Source organism: Salininema proteolyticum, assembly GCF_042685645.1.
GTDB lineage: Bacteria > Actinomycetota > Actinomycetes > Mycobacteriales > Micromonosporaceae > Salininema > Salininema proteolyticum.
The window spans coordinates 2364257-2380692 of sequence record NZ_JBHUNX010000001.1 but is presented as its reverse complement, the minus strand read 5'-3'; the positions used below and the strand labels follow the sequence as shown (position 1 = coordinate 2380692).

Sequence of the window (16436 nt, the reverse complement as noted above, 5' to 3'; positions counted from 1 at the left end):
ATGCGACCCATGGCCCAGGTGGCGATGGTGATGAACCTGGACAAGTGCATCGGCTGCCACACCTGCTCGGTGACGTGCAAACAGACGTGGACCAACCGCGGCGGCGTGGAGTACGTGTGGTTCAACAACGTCGAGACGCGCCCCGGACTGGGGTACCCGCGCCGCCACGAGGACCAGGAGGAGTGGAAGGGCGGCTGGACGCTCTCCAAGTCCGGCCGGCTCAAACTCAAGGCCGGCGGGAAGGCCAAGAAGCTCCTCTCCCTGTTCGCCAACCCGAAACTGCCGACGATCCAGGACTACTACGAGCCCTGGACCTACGACTACCGCACCCTCACCGACGCGCCCGTCTCCTCCGACGTCCCCGTCGCCAGGCCCTATTCGCTGCTGGACGGCAAGCCCACGCAGATCCGTTGGTCGGCCAATTGGGACGACAACCTCGGCGGCGGCCCCGACCTCGTCAAGGACGACCCCGTCCTGGAGCGGATCGGCGAGAAGGTCAAGGTCGACTTCGAGAACGCCTTCATGTTCTACCTGCCGCGCATCTGCGAGCACTGCCTCAACCCCTCGTGCAGCGCCTCGTGCCCCTCCGGGGCGATCTACAAGCGGGCCGAGGACGGGATCGTTCTGGTCGACCAGGACGCCTGCCGGGGCTGGCGCATGTGCGTAACCGGGTGCCCCTACAAGAAGGTCTACTTCAACCACAACACCGGCAAGGCGGAGAAGTGCACGCTCTGCTACCCGCGCGTGGAGAACGGCCTGCCGACCGTCTGCTCCGAGACGTGCGTGGGCCGCCTGCGCTACCTCGGAGTCATCCTCTACGACGCCGACCTCGTGACCGCCGCCGCGTCGGTGCGCGACGAGAAGGACCTCTACCAGGCCCAACTCGACGTCTTCCTCGACCCCGACGACGAGGCGGTGCAACGCGCCTGCCTGGAGGAGGGCATCCCCGAGTCCTGGATCGAGGCCGCCCGCAAGTCGCCGGTCCGTGAGCTCGTCGTGAAGCACCGCGTCGCCCTCCCGCTGCACCCGGAGTACCGCACCATGCCGATGGTCTGGTACATCCCGCCGCTCTCCCCGGTCGTCGAGGCCGTAGCCGAGACCGGCAACGACGGGGAGGACCGGGACGTCCTGCACGCGGCGATCGACCGCCTGCGCATCCCCGTCGAGTACCTCGCCGAGCTGTTCACCGCCGGCGACCCGGAACCGGTGCGCGCCAGCCTGCGGAAGCTGGCGGCCATGCGCAGCCACATGAGGGCCAGGAACTTCAACACCGAACCCGATCCCGACATAGCCGCCTCGGCCGAGACGACGGGCCGCGAGCTGGAGAAACTCTACCGGCTGCTCGCCATCGCGAAATACGAGGACCGCTACGTGATCCCCACGGCCGACACGGCCGGCCACGCCAGCGGGGGAGAGGAGTCCGGCTGCTCCCTGGAGTTCGCGGGCGGCCCCGGCATGGGAGGCGCGGGCCCCTTCGGGGAGTCCAGCGGAAAACCCGTCCCGGTGTCGATCGAGTCCTTCCACGGACTCAGCGCCCGCCAGACCACCGACAAGCCCGGCCGCGTCAACCTCCTCAACTGGGACGGCCAGGGGCGCCCCGACGGCCTGTTCCCGGACCGGAAGAAATAGGGGGACCCGTGGACGAGAAGCACCTGAGGCGACTGCTGGACGAGACGGGACTCCTCCTCGCCTACCCTGACGACGACGTACTGGAGGAGTACGAGGGCGTCCGCACGCCCGCGCTGGCGGACAGCGCCCGGGAGCTGCGGGCGATCGAACCGCGAGACCTGCGCCTCCACTACACCGAGATCTTCGACCTGCGCCGCAAGACCTGCCTCTACCTCACCTACTTCACCGACGGCGACACCCGCCGGCGGGGAGCGGCCCTGGCGGCCTTCACCGCGACCTACCGCGAGTCCGGATTCGACATGCGCGGGGGAGAACTGCCCGACTTCCTCCCCGTCGTCTGCGAGTACGCCGCCCACGTCGACCTGGGGGCCGGGCTGCGCATCCTCACCTTCTACCGGGCGAGCCTCCTGGCCATGGAGAGTGCGCTCGCCGGGACCCCGTTCGCGGAGGACCCGGAGCGGACGACCCCCTACGCCCCGATCCTGTCCGAACTGTGCGCGGCGCTGCCCGAGCCGACCGGACGCGACCGGAAACTGGTCGCCGAGCTGGTCAGCAGCGGTCCGCCGACCGAGAGCGTGGGAGTCTGAGTTGAGCTTCTTCCTGTGGGCGGCCCTGCCCTACATAGTCCTCACCCTCCTGATCGGAGGCATCGTCTGGCGGTGGCGCTACGACCGCTTCGGCTGGACCACGCGCTCCAGCCAGGCCTACGAGAGCGCCCTGCTGCGCATAGCCAGCCCCCTGTTCCACTTCGGCCTGCTCGCCGTCATCGCCGGCCACTTCGTCGGGCTGGTGGTCCCCGAGTCGTGGACCACCGCCCTCGGCCTCAGCCCGGAGGGTTACCACGTCGGCTCGCTCGTCCTGGGAGTCCCGGCCGCCGCGGCCACCCTCGCCGGAGTCGCCCTGCTCGTCTGGCGTCGCCGCACCAAGGGGCCGGTCTTCAACGCCACCACCAAGAACGACAAGACCATGTACGTCGTCCTGGCGCTGGCGCTGCTGACGGGCACGCTGGTGACGCTCATGAACATCGACGTCGACCACGACTACCGGGGGTCGGTCTCGGTCTGGTTCCGGTCGGTCTTCGTCCTCGACCCCGACGTGGCGGCGATGGAGTCCGCCCCAGTCCAGTTCCACGTCCACGCCGTCGTCGGCATGCTCCTCATCGCCTGCATGCCGTTCACCCGGCTCGTCCACGCCTTCGCGGCCCCGGTCGGCTACCTCTGGCGGCCCTACGTCGTCTACCGGGCACGCGACGGGCGGCGCACGCGTCAGCTGTCCCGCCGCTGAAGCGGCCGGGCCGAACGGGGGAGCCTGTCCCACCCGGTCACCGGTTGACCCACTCGGGGTGGGCCGCGCCCCACTCGGCCAGAGTGCCCTCCTCCAGGGACCGCCAGAGCTTCTCGGCCGCCCGGGTGTGCCCGGCGTACTCGTTCATCAGCACCACAGACGACCCGCCCGCGTAGCCGGGCTCGCTGGGAACCCGGTAGCGCGCGATCTCGGAGGGGTCTATGTGCCGCATGGCCACGATGAAGTCGGCGATCGACAGGTCGCCCAGGTCCACCGACAGGTTGTCCCCGAACCCGGCCAGGATCTCCGAGGCCTTGACCGGGTCCCTGTGGTAGCCCTGCTCCTTGGCCGCCTCCAGGATCGCCATGATGGCCTGCTGCTGCATCGCCTGGCGCCCGTAGTCGCCGCCGCGGCCGGTGTTCCAGTCCTCGTTCGTGCTCCAGGCCTTGCGCTCGCGCACGATCTCCAGGGCGTCCTTCTTCCCGTACCGGGCGCACTCCCCCGGATAGGTCTTGTGCAGGTGGTCGGTGGTGATCTCGTGCCACGGGCACAGCTCGATCTTCCCGACCACGTCGATCAGGTCGAGGAAGCCCTCGAAGTCGGCGATGGCCGCGCCGTGGAACCGCAGCCCCGTCAGCTCGAAGAGCGTGGCGTTGACGCTCTCCAGCTGCCGCTCGCGCTCGCTGAAACTGGCGGTGGCGCTGTTGATCTTGCCCTCGCACGGGTGGCCGGAACCGCAGTCGGGGATCCGCACCCACAGGTCGCGGGGGATGGACACCAGGGAGACCTGGGAGAGGTCGTCGTCGACGTGGGCGATGATGATGGTGTCGGTGCGGGTCAGCCCGTGGGCGTCCTTGTCGCGCCCGAGGATGAGGAAGTTGAGCGGGCCCTCCAGGTCGACCGCGTCGAGGGTGCGCCGCTGCTGGCCGAGGATGTCCTCGCTCTCGAGGCTCGAGTTGATCCGGTGGAAGAAGTACTGCGCGGTGGCGGCCGTGCCCGCCGCGAGCACCATGGTCAGGGCCCCGACCCACACCAGGAGCCGGGTCCACAGCGGCGGTCGGTTCGCCTCCATACGGGCACACCTCCAGGCGCGGAACGGGCCGAGCGCGGTCGCGGCCGCGCGACGGTGCTGGTCATAAGGGTAGAGCACGGCCCCGTCGGGGTCCCCTTTTTCGCGATTCGAGCCCGCAGGGGAGAAACGGCGGGAACGGCGGAACGCAGCGAGGGGAGAGTCGGCAGCGGACGCTGAGGCGCCGGGGCGGCCGGGAAAGCGGGGGCGGTGCCGGGGGAGGCGGCTCCCCTCCGTGTTCGCATGACTACGGTGACCCGGGATTCCCTACCACGTATGCGAACTCCGCCTCGTTAACGTTCGGGCTTGAAGACTTGTATCAAGATCCGAACACCGCCTCGGCCGAAAGGATGAGCGGAGCGGCGCGCGATTCGCGGGGACCGGCGAAACCACGCGATACCTCGGCTATCGGAAAAATCGCCCGAACGGGAGGTGAATTCCCCAATCCACATTCCCTGAAAGGCGTGAACGACAATTGTCCGGATTGCGCGGCACCGAAATTTCCTTACGCTAGCCGCCATGCGTAAAAAGCAGAGTTCCACTTCCGTTCAGGACCAGGACGGAAACGGCAGGCACCGAGCCGAGCGCCGCCTCTTCGCCCGTGCGGGGAACGTCGTCGGCCACCGCGCCTTCATGACCGGCGTGGCGACCATCGTCGCCACCGTCACCGCCGTCGGATCCGCCAGCGCCATCGGCAGCGTCGACGACCGCACCGTGGAGGAGAAGTCCGCACAGGCCATCGTCGCCGACGGCATCGCCGCCTCCTACGACTGGCAGGAGGTCGAGACCATGGACTCGATCATCCAGGCCAAGCCGGAGCCGAAGAAGGAGAAGAAAGAAGAGAAGCCCGAGCCCGAGCCCGAGCCGGCCGAAGAGCCCGAGCCCGAGCCGCAGCAGGCCGAGCCCGAGCAGGACTCCGGCCCCGCCATCTCCGGCGACTGCTCCGCCTACTCCGGCAACAAGGCCCTCGGCTGCACCGTCACGCTCGAGCGCGGCATGGGCATGAACGAGGTCCAGTGCCTGATCAACCTGTGGGACAGGGAGTCGGGCTGGAACGAGAGCGCCTCGAACCCGAGCTCCGGAGCCTACGGCATCCCGCAGGCCCTGCCCGGCGACAAGATGGCCGCCAACGGCTCCGACTGGGCCACCAACCCCGCCACCCAGATCGAGTGGGGACTGGACTACATCGAGGGCCGCTACGGCACCCCGTGCGGCGCCTGGGGCCACTCCGAGGCCAACGGCTGGTACTAGACGAGACGACCTTCGGTCGGGCAGCGACGCCCTGACCAAACAGGCGGCGAGAGCCGCCCCACCGAAGCAGACGACGAGGCCCGTCCCCGACGAGGGGGCGGGCCTTACTCCGTTCCCGGTGAAAACCCGCACCGGACCGCCGCCGCCCCACGGAGCGGAGGAGTGCCGGCCACACCGGGCGAATTCCCCCCATGGGATCCGGGCACGCCTTCCGTCCGCACGCCTTTCGCCGTGTCCGCCAAGGGCGTTCCCCAGGTGAATCACGGACGACCAAACGACCCGGCCCGTGAATCGACGGTGAATACTGCATGAAACCCCGCGCCGAAAGCGCCGGAATGCTTGGATCGGGCAATTCCCGATGTCATCCTTTCCCCCAGACCGGGGCGCCTTTCCACCGAGGCCGCCGCCGGCACCAGATTCCACCGTATTCGAACAGTCAGACAGATGCCGAGAGACTTCGACAGCGATCTCGTGGCCGAGACGATCCGGCGCTCCGGACCGCCCTCCGCCCAGACCATCTACGAATGGTCCCAGTACCACCGTGTCCGCATTACCCGACGCCTCCTCGCCGTCATGGCCGACCCGGACCGGCCCGACCGATTCGAACCCGGCGGCGACCTCCGGCCCGACCTGCCGGTCGAGCGCTCGGCCCTCGCCGCGCTCGCCGCCGCCGAGGCCGGTCAGGCCCGCACCGAAGAGGACTTCGCGCACGCCGCGCAGCTCTTCGGTCTCGTCCACCGGCGCAGCAAGGGCAACCTGCCCGACCGTTTCCACGACCTCTACGCCCTCTCGCTGTTCCGCAGCGGCGCCCATGCCGAGGCTCTCGACCTGGCCAGGCGCCTGCCCGGAGCCAGCGCGACCATTCGGAACGCGATCCACACGCAGACGGCCCACCCCCAGTTCGGGGGAGACAAGGAGCGGTACCTCAAGAGGTTCTCCGCCTTCGCCGGCCACCCAGGCGCGCTCGACACGGACGGCGATCTCGACATCGACCGCCTGTCCGCCGCGGGCCGTCCGGGAAGTAAGCGCGGGCCGCTCATCACCGTCGTCATGAGCGCCTTCCGCCCTGACGAGACCCTCTTGTCGGCCGTCGGCTCGGTCTGCCGCCAGACCTGGGCCGACTGGGAGCTGCTGGTCGTCGACGACGGCTCCGGGGAGGAATACGACGGGATCTACGCCAGGGTCGAGGCCCTGGACGACCGGATCACCGTCCTCCGCCAGCCGGAGAACGCCGGCACCTACCAAGCGCGCAATCGCGCGCTGGCGGTGGCGAAGGGGGAGTTCACGACCGGGCTGGACTCCGACGACTGGGCGTTCCCCGACCGGCTCGAACGGCAGGTGGCGCCGTTCCTCGCCCGGCCGGGCCTGGTGATGGTCGAGTCCCGCAGCGTCGCCGTGGCCCCGGACCTCTCGCTGATCCTGGACCCGCAGACGGCCGTTCTCGCCACGCGTTCGACTCCCATCATGGTCCGCACCGCCCCGGCGAGGGATCAGATCGGCTTCTACGACGAGGTCCGCCGCACCGCGGACTCCGAGTACCGCAAGCGGATCCGGAACCACTTCGGCGACGCGGCCTGGACTCGGTGCGGCGGCACGCCGCTGTCGCTGGTGCGCCACACTCCCACGACGCTGTCGGCCGGCGAGGTCGGGTCGAAGTGGATGAGCACGAGCCGCCTGGCCTACCACTCCGGTGTCGCGCGCTGGCACAAGCGCATCGCGGAAGGGGGCGCCTCGGCCTACCTGCCGGCCAACCCGACGGTGCGGCCGTTCCCGATCACCGGTGACATCACCCGGACCCGCCAGGAGAACGAGAGGCGCTACGACCGCGTCTACATCGCCGACTGGACGGAACTGGACGACACCCGCCGGGCGCTTCTGGAGGAGATCGACGTGCGGGCCGCGCGCGGCGATGCCGTCGCCCTGGCCCACATGCCGGACTTCCGGGCCGTCGGTGCCGACCAGCCGCTGCTGCACGCCTCGGCGGTGTCGTTCGCGGTGGACCGGGGGCTCGACTTCGTCGACCTGAAGGACGGCCTGGCCGACGACTACGTCGCGGAGGACGGCTACCTGCGCCGCCTGACGCTCGCGGAGAACCCGTGGATGGAGGCGGGCGCGATCGAGGCCTTCGCCGCAGGGGAGGACGACGCCGAGGGGCCGGTCCCCGTGGCGCTCGGACCGGCTCCCCGCAGGCGGCTGCCGCGCCCGGTGAAGCTCGCCGCGGCGGTCGTCGCGGGGTTGAGCCTGGTCGCCGTCCTCTCCCTCATGGCGGAGATCCCGTGGCTCGCCGGTGGGGGCGCCGCGCTGGCCGTCCTCACCGCCTGCCTCGGACTCGCCGCGCTCAGGAGCGAGGCCGCCGAACGCCACCTGGCCCCTTACCGGGTCGAGGAGCCGGTGAAGAAGGGCCTCCCGGCCGCCCGCGTCCGGGAGATCGACGCACACGCGGCCTACCTGCGCGGCGGGTGGCCCGAGGACGCCAGGCTCCAGCTCACCCGGATCGCCTTCGACCTCCGCGAGCCCGCCGGAGTCCGCGACCACGCGGCCGCCGCGCTCAACCGCTGGTACGAGGACGGACTCGAGGATCCCGCGCCGGGCCGCGAGCGCCGTTTCGACATCGTCGTGGCGGCCCCGCTCGACCTCCTCGGCGGCACGACCACCGCGAACGAGGCCGACCTCCTCGCCTATCGCGAGGCGGGCCTGAGCGTCGGGGTCTTCCACCACCCCATCCGGGGCCGCGCCCCGGGCCGGAGGGTCAACCCGAAGATCACGCGGCTGGTGGACGGCGAGCGGATCCAGTTCGTCGACCCCGCCGACGACGTGTCCTGCTCGTTGTTCGTCGCGCACTTCCCGCTGGCCTTCCAGGAGCCGGTCGAGAGGCGGCCGTCGGTGAGGGCCGACCGTTCCGTCCTCATCCTGCACCAGACTCCCTTCGAAGAGTACGGACCCTCGGGCGGTTACGGGACCTCGTGGGACATAGGGAAGGTGCACCGCAACCTCACCGACTGGGTAGGGCCGCACAGCTGGCACGCGGTCGGGCCGGCCGTGGTCGACGCGATGCACCGCCACCACGCCGCGGAGCTCGAGGGCGTCGACCTCTCCGAGGAGTGCTGGTACAACATCATCGACGTCGCCGAGTGGGACCGGGGCGAGCGCACGCCGCCGCCGGCCGAACGGGCGATCCGAGTCGGGCGGCACTCGCGCGACCACATCACCAAGTGGCCCAACATGGCCAAACGCCTGCGCGAGGCGTACCCGGCCGGGGACGGCGTCGAGGTGCACGTCCTCGGCGGGGACTCGGCGGTCCGGAAGATCGTCGGGCGCCCCGGGGACGGGTGGACCTGCCACCCGTTCGGTGCGGTGAGCGCGCAGGACTTCCTGGAGACCGTCGACGCCTATGTGTACTTCGTCGACGACCACTACGTGGAGGCGTTCGGGCGGGCTCCTTTGGAGGCCATGGCGATGGGCCTCCCGTGCGTCCTTCCGCCGCGTTTCCGGCCGCTGTTCGGCGATGCCGCGATCTACTGCGAGACCTCCGAGGTCCGCGACGTCCTGCGGCGGCTCCACGAGGATCCGCCGCTCTACCGTGAACACGCCAAGGCGGGCCGTGAGCTGGTCCGTGAGCGCTTCTCCAACGCGGCCCTGCGCGAACGGCTCCGGGGCCTGGGAGTGGCCGTTCCCGACGCGAACCCCGAGCCGGTGGAAACGGAGGTCCTCCGATGAAGAGACGACTGGTCCGCAAGGCGAAGTCCTTCCTGCGCAGGCATCCCCGCCTCAAGCGCCTGGCGGGGCGTGCCCGCGACGCCCGCGCCGCGCTGTCGGTCCGGGAGGCGGGGTTCTTCGCGGTCGCCGCCGCGGTCAACGCGGCCGCTCCCCTCTTCCTGCCCTGGCAGGCGGCATTGGGTCTCTTCGCGGTGACCATGGCGGTCGTCCTCTGGGCGGCGGTCCGCGCGTTGGCCCAGCTGCGCGCCGCCGGCACCGACCCCGTCGCGGTCTCGGGGGAGGAGTCGGACTCCGGGGACCCCGACCGGAGGCTGGAGACGCTCATGCAGCATATGGCCGTTAACGGGCACACCGTTCCCTGATCCTTATCACGGTGGAATGGGAGGGTCCGCACAGGGCTGAGTGCGGACCCTCCTCCTTGCCTCGGCTCCCGGGGAGTGCGACTCATCGGCGACCTCTGGGGCAATGGGATGGAGTTCTGATCGGAGGTCCGAGCCCCCGGCCTTCCCCGATGTGGTCGGTCGGCGGTGGAGGAGCAGGTCGTCCAGTGGTCGGCCGACGGCGGTCCTCCATTCTGGGACGGAACGGCGTGCGCATTGACTTTCGCCCCCTCGCCCTTCAGGATGGAGTGACGCGCCGTCGACCCCGGAGACCTCGATCGTTTGAATCAGAGGAGTCTTCATGGACCTGTACGACACTATCGCCGCGCGCCTGTACGAGGCCGAGCGGACGGGAGAGCCGATCTCCCCGGTCCGCGGCGAGATCGGCGAGCGCGACCTGGAGTCCGCCTACCGGGTGCAAGAGCGCCTCGTCCGCAAGCACGTCGCGGAGGGCGCCCGGGCGGCCGGCTGGAAGGTCGGCGTGAGTTCGCCGGCCGCGCTGGAGGCGTTCGCCATGGACGAGCCGGTCAGCGGCGTCCTTCTGGCGGAGAACAGGGTTCGCGACGGGGGTGTCATCACCGCCGACGGCCTGTCGGCGCCCCGGGTCGAAGTCGAGGTGGCCCTCGTTCTGGCCGAAGACCTTTCCGCTCCGAGGAGTGTGGCGGAAGCCGCTGCGGCGGTCGACTACGCCGTGCCGGCCCTGGAGGTCGTCGACTCGCGCTTCCGCTGGGACGTGGCGATCGCGGACCTGGTCGCCGACAACACGGCCGCGTGCCGCTATGTGCTCGGCTCCGACCCGCGCAAGCTCGGCGAGGTCGATGTGGCCGGGGTGCGGACGAGCCTGTCCCGCGACGGCGTCGAAGTCTCGACCGGTTCGGGCGCGGACACCGCGGGTTCGCCGCTGAACGCCCTGTTTTGGCTGGCTGGCCGACGCGATCTGAAGGCCGGCGAGGTCGTTCTGACCGGGGCGCTCGGTACCGTCGTTCCCGTTGAGCGGGGCGGCGCCTTCCGTGCGGAGGTCTCCGGGCTGGGAGGCGTCTCGGTGTCGTTCGCCTAGAAGTTCCGACCGGCTTCGCTTCAGGGCGGGTGCGGGCGCTCCGGCGCCGCGCACCCGCCTTTTCTCTGTATTCGCAGTTCAGGACGTTATTTGTCCGGGGTGGCGCCCTGGTGCTATGGTTAGTTAGTCAACTAATGAACCACATAACTAAGGAACCTAGGGGGTGAGACCTTGTTCCAGGAAGACGTGCCGATCTACCGCCAGATCGTCGACGAGATCAAGCAGGCGATAGTCCGAGGCTCCATGCGGCCCGGGGAGAAGCTCATGTCCACCAACGAGTACGCGGCCTTCTACAAGATCAACCCGGCCACCGTCCAGAAGGCCTTCCGCGAACTCGTGGACGAGGGCTTCATCTACAAGAGGAGGGGGATCGGAATGTTCATCGCCGACGACTCGGCCGACCGCCTGGTCGAGCGGAGCAAGGAGGAGTTCTTCGCGACGGTCTTGCCCCGGTTGCTGGACGAGGCGAGGGCCGTCGGGATAGGCGTCGAGGACATCGTCGCCTACCTGCGCTCCCACGCCGAACCCGTGAAGGAGGAGCGATGAGTTTCGCGATCAAGACCGAACGCGTCGGACTGGACTACGGATCCACCACGGCGCTGCGGGACGTGGACCTGGACCTGGAACCCGGACGCATATACGGTCTGCTGGGGCGCAACGGATCGGGCAAGACCAGCCTGCTCTCCCTGCTGGCCGCGTTCCGCAAGACCACCCGCGGCAAGGTCCTCGTCGACGGGCAGGACCCGTTCGAGAACCCCCGCGTGATGCCCTACGCCTGCCTGGTGAGGGAGAGCGGCGACTTCGACGGCGCCGACACCGCGCGCGACAGCCTGGACACCTGCTCCCTGCGGCCCACCTGGGACGAGGAGTACGCCATGAAACTGGTGGACAAGTGGGACATCGACCTCTCCAAGCGCGTCGACCAGCACTCGCGCGGACAGCGCTCGCTCCTGGCGGCCGTCTCCGGCCTCGCCTCGGGCGCCGACCTCGTCATGTTCGACGAGGTCCACCTGGGAATGGACGCCCCGACGCGCGACTCCTTCTACCGGGAGCTGCTGGAGATGTACATGGACCGCGAGCCCACCGTCATCCTCTCCTCGCACCTGATCGACGAGATCGCCGACCTCCTGGAAGAGGTCGTGATCCTCGACGGCGGGCGCGTGCTGCTGCACGAGTCCAAGGAGAAGCTCGACACCATGGGCGCCACCCTGACCGGACCCGCCGAGACCGTGGACGCCCAGACCGAGGGGCTCGAGGTCCTCTCCCGGCGCAAGCTCGGCCCGACCCGGAGCACCACCGTCGCCGGCCTCCCCGACGAACGCCGCCGGACGGCGCGCGAGGCCGGGCTCGAGGTCACGGGCATCGGGCTCCAAGACCTGTTCATCCACCTCACCGAAAGGAACGGACAGTGACAACCGTCAAACCGGAGCGCCTCGACCGGGGCGCGGGCTTCGGCGCCATGCTCGCCGTCCACATGACCCGGTACTTCGCCGTCTGGTTCGCCGTGATCGCGGTCGGACTGACCGTCGTCTCCTTCCTCATCGCCCTCAAGGACTGGGGCGAGGAGTACACCGTCTGGGGCATCGCCACCCAGGCCGGGGCCATCTTCCTCGCGATCGCGGGCGGCACCGTCCTCTACTCCCTGACCACCACGACCGTGGCGCAGGGGATGACCCGCCGCGAGTTCACCAAGGCCTGGACGGTCTTCGGGCTCCTCTGGCCCCCGATCCTGGCGGTGATCACCATCGCCGGCAACGCGATCGAGTACCTCATACTCGACGCGATGGGCAAGACCCAGTCCCTGGAGGGGCGCTTCGCCGACGCCACGGCGGCCGGCTCGCTCTCCGATAGCGCCGTCCACTCCCTGCTCAGCTTCCCGATCTACTACCTGTACTTCTTCAGCGGCTCGCTCATGGGCGCCCTGATCTACCGGTGGGCCGGGAACGCCACCCTGCCCTGCGCCGGGGTCATCCTCGTGTCTCTGGTCGGCTTCGGCTCGGCCGCGTCGGTGGGCACCGACTTCGGTCCCCCGCCGCTGCGCCCGGTCATGGAGGCGGTCGGGGGCCTGGGCGGCGGCATCGTCGCCTGGGTCCTGGTGGCGGTCATCGTCGTGGGCTACGCCCTGGCGATACGCCGGATCCTCTCCGACACGCCGCTGCGCTCCTGCGCCTCCTAGGAGGACGACATGCCTGTCGACCTCTCCGAGGCCCCCGGGATCATCGCCATGTGCGTCATCCTGGCCCTGCTCGCCCTCCTCATGTGGCGGATGGACGCCGATGCCACAAAGCCGCGCCGGAACCCCGGCCGCGGGGGCGGGGAATGGGACACTGGTGGGGACACCGAAGGTGAAAGGAGCCCCCATGTCGGTGATGCCCATCCACCTCTACGGCGACCCGGTCCTGCGGACCAAGGCCGACGAGGTCACGACGTTCGATAAGGAGCTGCGCACCCTGGTGCGCGACCTCATCGACACCATGCGCGACGAGGGCGGAGCCGGACTGGCCGCCCCGCAGTTGGGCGTCAGCCTGCGGGCCTTCTCCTTCAACGTCGACGACGTGGTCGGGCACATAGTCAACCCCGTCCTGGAGTTCCCCGACGAGGAGGTCCAGGACGGGCCCGAGGGGTGCCTCTCGCTGCCGGGCCTGTACTTCGACACCGTCCGGCGCCAGAACGTGGTCGCCAAGGGCTTCAACGAGTACGGCGACCCGCTCCAGATCGTCGGCACCGGGCTCATGGCCCGCTGCCTCCAGCACGAGACCGACCACCTCGACGGGATCATCTTCATCGACCGCCTCGACAAGGAGGCCCGCCGGGCCGCCCTCGAGGAGATCCGGCAGCAGCCGTGGTACGACGACGAGGTGCGGGTGAAGGTCTCCCCGCACGCGCCGAAGAACAAAGGACTCTTCTTCAAACAATGAGAATTCTCTTCGCCGGAACGCCCGAACCCGCCCTGGCGACCCTGCGGGCCGTCGCCGACTCCGAGCACGACCTGGTCGGAGTGCTCACCCGGCCCGACGCCCGCAAGGGCCGCGGCCGCAAAGTGAGCCGCTCCGAGACCGCCGCCTGGGCCGACGAGCACGGCGTCGAGGTCTGGACGCCCGCCACCCTCAAGACCGAGGAGTCCCTGGAACGCCTGCGCTCCTTCGACGCCGACCTGGTCGTGGTGGTCGCCTACGGCAACCTCGTCCCTCCCGCGGCCCTCGCGATCCCCCGCCACGGCTGGATCAACCTGCACTTCTCCCTCCTGCCCGCGTGGCGGGGCGCCGCGCCGGTCCAGCGAGCGGTCATGGCCGGCGACGAGATCACCGGCGCCAGTGTCTTCCAACTCGAGGCCGGACTCGACACCGGACCGGTCTACGGCATGTCCACCGAACAGATCCGCCCCCGCGACACCTCCGGCGACCTCCTCGCCCGCCTGGCCGACTCGGGAGCCAAACTCACCGCCGACGTCGTCGACGCCATCGCCGAGGGCCGCGCGAGCGCCACCCCGCAACCGGGCGACGGCGTCAGCCTCGCCCCCAAGATCACCGCCGAGGACGCGCGCGTGCGCTGGACCGACCCGGCCTTCGCCGTCGACCGCCGCGTCCGGGCCGTCACCCCCGCCCCCGGGGCGTGGACGACATGGCGCGGCGAGCGCTTCCGCCTCGGCCCCGTTACAGTGGACCGGGAGGGCCCCTCCCTCGCGCCCGGCGAGGTCGCGGTGGGCAAGAAGGCCGTCCACGTGGGCACCGCGACCGACCCGGTCCGACTGGGGACGGTGCAGCCCGCAGGCAAGAAGGCCATGGACGCGACGGCGTGGTCGCGAGGAGTCCAGGCCGGCGCGAACTCTGAGAGAGTGATCTTTGAATAAGACCCCGCAGCGGTCCCCCGAGGGCGGCAAGAAGAAGAAAAAACAGCGACGCAGGGAAGAGGCCGCGGTCAAGCACCGCGGAAACCCCCGCCGCGTCGCCTACGACACGCTGCGCGTCGTCCGGACCGACGAGGCCTACGCCAACCTCGTCCTGCCCAAGGCCATCGCGGCCGCGCACCTCCACCCCCGCGACGCGCGCCTGGCCACCGAACTGGCCTACGGGACGCTGCGCGCCCAGGGCACCCTCGACCGGATCATCGCCACCGCCTCCGGCCGCGACCTGGCCTCCCTGCGCCCCGACCTCGTCGACGCCCTGAGACTGGGCGCCTACCAGCTGCTCTACACCAGGATCGGCGCCTACGCGGCCGTGTCCACCACCGTGAGCCTCGTCAAGGGCGCCGTCAGCCCCAAGGTCTCCGGCCTGGCCAACGCCGTACTGCGCAAGGTCGGCGCCAAGGACCTCGACGAATGGGGCGCCGCCATCGTCCCCGAGACCGCCTCCGCCACCGAGCGCCTGGCCTTCCGCCACTCGCACCCGGAGTGGATCATCCGCCAGTACGAGCGCCTCCTCCCGCCCGGCGAACTGGCCGAGGCGCTCGAGGCCAACAACGAGGCCCCCGGGGTGCACCTCGCCGTCCGCCCCGGACGCCTGCACGTCAAAGACCTCGCCTACCAGACCAAGGGACGGCTCGGCCGCTGGTCGCCCTACGCCGTCCACCTGCCCGGGGGAGACCCCGCGCGCGTCCCCGCCGTGGCCGCCGGGGCCGCCGGAGTGCAGGACGAGGGCAGCCAGGTCGCCGCGCTCGCACTGGCCCGCGTCGACGTCGAGGGCCGCGACGAGACGTGGGTCGACCTCTGCGCCGGACCCGGCGGGAAGACCGCCCTCCTCGGCTCCGTCGCCGCCGAACGCGGCGCGCGGGTCCAGGCCGTCGAGGTCGCCGAACACCGCGCCGAGCTCGTCCGCGACAACACCGACGGCATGCCCGTCGAGGTCCACCGCGCCGACGGGCGCGAATGGGGGAGCGCCGGCATGGCCGACCGCGTCCTCGTCGACGCGCCCTGCTCCGGGCTCGGGGCCCTGCGCCGCCGCCCCGAATCGCGCTGGCGCAAAGGCGAGGCCGACCTCCCCGACCTGATCGAACTGCAGAAGGCCCTGCTGGCCAACGCCATCCGACTCACCCGCGTCGGCGGAGTGATCGCCTACGTCACCTGCAGCCCGCTCCAGGCGGAGACGGAAGAGGTCGTCGACGCCCTGCGCCGCGACAACCCCGTCAGCGCCATCGCCCCGCCCGAACCCGTCGCCTCCATGCCCGGAGCCGCCCGCGGCGACTACGCGCAGCTGTGGCCCGCCCGCCACGGCACCGACGCCATGTTCATCGCGCTGCTGCGCCGCGAGCAGTGAGTGTCACCGACGGAACAGAGACGGTCTTACGGAGAGTTCCCGCTCCGAAAGGCGTCAATTACACTGGAATGGTGAGCGACGCCAAGAACACGACGCAACCGACAGTCATCGCCCCGAGCCTCCTCGCCTCGGACTTCGCGCACCTCGCCGACGAGGCCGCCAAAGTCGCCCCCGAGGTCGACTGGCTCCACGTCGACGTCATGGACAACCACTTCGTGCCCAACCTGACCCTCGGGCCCCCCGTCGTCAAGGCCCTCAAGGCCGCGACCGACGTCCCCCTCGACTGCCACCTCATGATCGAGGAACCCGAGCGGTGGGCCGTCGGCTACGCCGAACTCGGCGCCCACAACGTCACCTTCCACGCCGAGGCCACCGACGACCCCGTCACCGTCGCCAAGAACCTCCGCGCCGCAGGATCCAAAGCGGGCCTCGCCATCGACCGCGACACGCCCGTGGAGAGGTACCTCGACATCCTCCCCGAGTTCGACACCCTCCTCATCATGACCATCAAGGCCGGCTTCGGCGGCCAGAAGTTCATGCCCGAACTCCTCGACAAGGTCCGCACCGCCCGCTCCCGCATCGAGACCGGACACCTGGACCTGCGCATCGAAGTCGACGGCGGCATCGCCTCCGACACCATCGAACAGGCCGCCGAGGCCGGCGCCGACGCCTTCGTCGCCGGCACCGCGATCTACGGCGCCGAAGACCCCGCCGCAGCGGCCCTCGCGCTGCGCCGCCTCGCCGACACCGCCCGAAAGACCGACACCCAGGAAGGCGCCCGCCCCGGCGAACGGTGA

General features: G+C 70.2%; 15 protein-coding genes. 14 read left to right on the top strand and 1 reads right to left on the bottom strand.

The features are described from left to right. From narH to narI, 3 genes are read left to right on the top strand one after another with little or no spacing between them, the layout of a single operon-like run. Nucleotides 1–1629, top strand: coding sequence for a nitrate reductase subunit beta (gene narH / locus ACFTE1_RS11075; RefSeq protein WP_380623195.1), 1629 nt, complete (start codon nt 1–3; stop codon nt 1627–1629). An 8-nt stretch (nt 1630–1637) separates the two neighbouring features. After that, nucleotides 1638–2216, top strand: a complete 579-nt coding sequence (gene narJ / locus ACFTE1_RS11070) for a nitrate reductase molybdenum cofactor assembly chaperone (RefSeq protein WP_380623197.1) — start codon at nt 1638–1640, stop codon at nt 2214–2216. 1 nt (nt 2217) lies between these two features. Beyond that, on the top strand, nt 2218–2913 hold the full coding sequence (gene narI, locus ACFTE1_RS11065) for a respiratory nitrate reductase subunit gamma (protein ID WP_380623199.1): 696 nt from the start codon (nt 2218–2220) through the stop codon (nt 2911–2913). Between the two features lie 37 nt (nt 2914–2950). On the opposite strand, the gene ACFTE1_RS11060 is transcribed toward narI, so the two are convergent. Then, on the bottom strand, nt 2951–3985 hold the full coding sequence (locus tag ACFTE1_RS11060) for an LCP family protein (protein WP_380623201.1): 1035 nt from the start codon (nt 3983–3985) through the stop codon (nt 2951–2953). Nucleotides 3986–4501: 516 nt separating this feature from the next. On the opposite strand from ACFTE1_RS11060, the gene ACFTE1_RS11055 reads away from it, so the two are divergent. From ACFTE1_RS11055 to rpe, 11 genes are all read left to right on the top strand, one after another. Further along, complete coding sequence (locus ACFTE1_RS11055; protein WP_380623203.1) at nt 4502–5233, top strand: aggregation-promoting factor C-terminal-like domain-containing protein; 732 nt, start codon at nt 4502–4504, stop codon at nt 5231–5233. A gap of 444 nt (nt 5234–5677) precedes the next feature. Further along, the gene (locus ACFTE1_RS11050) at nt 5678–8950 is read left to right on the top strand and encodes a glycosyltransferase (RefSeq protein ID WP_380623205.1); all 3273 of its coding nucleotides are present in this window, start codon (nt 5678–5680) and stop codon (nt 8948–8950) included. After that, a complete protein-coding gene (locus ACFTE1_RS11045; protein ID WP_380623207.1) occupies nt 8947–9312 on the top strand; it encodes a hypothetical protein in 366 nt (121 codons plus the stop codon). The genes ACFTE1_RS11050 and ACFTE1_RS11045 overlap by 4 nt, the downstream gene beginning before the upstream one ends. 319 nt (nt 9313–9631) lie before the next feature. Further along, complete coding sequence (locus ACFTE1_RS11040; RefSeq protein WP_380623209.1) at nt 9632–10387, top strand: 2-keto-4-pentenoate hydratase; 756 nt, start codon at nt 9632–9634, stop codon at nt 10385–10387. A 171-nt stretch (nt 10388–10558) separates the two neighbouring features. Beyond that, nucleotides 10559–10933, top strand: a complete 375-nt coding sequence (locus tag ACFTE1_RS11035) for a GntR family transcriptional regulator (protein WP_380623211.1) — start codon at nt 10559–10561, stop codon at nt 10931–10933. Continuing rightward, nucleotides 10930–11799: an ATP-binding cassette domain-containing protein gene (locus ACFTE1_RS11030; protein WP_380623213.1), complete on the top strand. Its 870-nt coding sequence runs from the start codon at nt 10930–10932 to the stop codon at nt 11797–11799. Before ACFTE1_RS11035 ends, ACFTE1_RS11030 begins: the two co-directional genes overlap by 4 nt. Further along, entirely contained in the window at nt 11796–12563 is a 768-nt protein-coding gene (locus ACFTE1_RS11025; RefSeq protein ID WP_380623215.1) for a hypothetical protein, read from the top strand. Before ACFTE1_RS11030 ends, ACFTE1_RS11025 begins: the two co-directional genes overlap by 4 nt. Before the next feature lie 184 nt (nt 12564–12747). After that, nucleotides 12748–13305: a peptide deformylase gene (gene def, locus ACFTE1_RS11020; protein ID WP_380623217.1), complete on the top strand. Its 558-nt coding sequence runs from the start codon at nt 12748–12750 to the stop codon at nt 13303–13305. Then, a complete protein-coding gene (gene fmt / locus ACFTE1_RS11015) occupies nt 13302–14237 on the top strand; it encodes a methionyl-tRNA formyltransferase (protein ID WP_380623219.1) in 936 nt (311 codons plus the stop codon). Before def ends, fmt begins: the two co-directional genes overlap by 4 nt. After that, nucleotides 14230–15639 (top strand): RsmB/NOP family class I SAM-dependent RNA methyltransferase, encoded by a 1410-nt coding sequence (locus tag ACFTE1_RS11010; protein WP_380623221.1) that lies wholly within the window; start codon nt 14230–14232, stop codon nt 15637–15639. Before fmt ends, ACFTE1_RS11010 begins: the two co-directional genes overlap by 8 nt. 71 nt (nt 15640–15710) lie before the next feature. Then, nucleotides 15711–16436 (top strand): ribulose-phosphate 3-epimerase, encoded by a 726-nt coding sequence (gene rpe / locus ACFTE1_RS11005; protein ID WP_380623223.1) that lies wholly within the window; start codon nt 15711–15713, stop codon nt 16434–16436.

What these genes read in the sequence shown, in the direction of transcription:
- ACFTE1_RS11040 (WP_380623209.1), top strand. Translation starts at nt 9,632, where the DNA reads ATGGACCTGTACGACACTATCGCCGCGCGCCTGTACGAGGCCGAGCGG.
- ACFTE1_RS11030 (WP_380623213.1), top strand. Translation starts at nt 10,930, where the DNA reads ATGAGTTTCGCGATCAAGACCGAACGCGTCGGACTGGACTACGGATCC.
- narH (WP_380623195.1), top strand. Translation starts at nt 1, where the DNA reads ATGCGACCCATGGCCCAGGTGGCGATGGTGATGAACCTGGACAAGTGC.
- fmt (WP_380623219.1), top strand. Translation starts at nt 13,302, where the DNA reads ATGAGAATTCTCTTCGCCGGAACGCCCGAACCCGCCCTGGCGACCCTG.
- def (WP_380623217.1), top strand. Translation starts at nt 12,748, where the DNA reads ATGTCGGTGATGCCCATCCACCTCTACGGCGACCCGGTCCTGCGGACC.
- ACFTE1_RS11045 (WP_380623207.1), top strand. Translation starts at nt 8,947, where the DNA reads ATGAAGAGACGACTGGTCCGCAAGGCGAAGTCCTTCCTGCGCAGGCAT.
- ACFTE1_RS11060 (WP_380623201.1), bottom strand. Translation starts at nt 3,985, where the DNA reads ATGGAGGCGAACCGACCGCCGCTGTGGACCCGGCTCCTGGTGTGGGTC.
- ACFTE1_RS11050 (WP_380623205.1), top strand. Translation starts at nt 5,678, where the DNA reads ATGCCGAGAGACTTCGACAGCGATCTCGTGGCCGAGACGATCCGGCGC.
- ACFTE1_RS11055 (WP_380623203.1), top strand. Translation starts at nt 4,502, where the DNA reads ATGCGTAAAAAGCAGAGTTCCACTTCCGTTCAGGACCAGGACGGAAAC.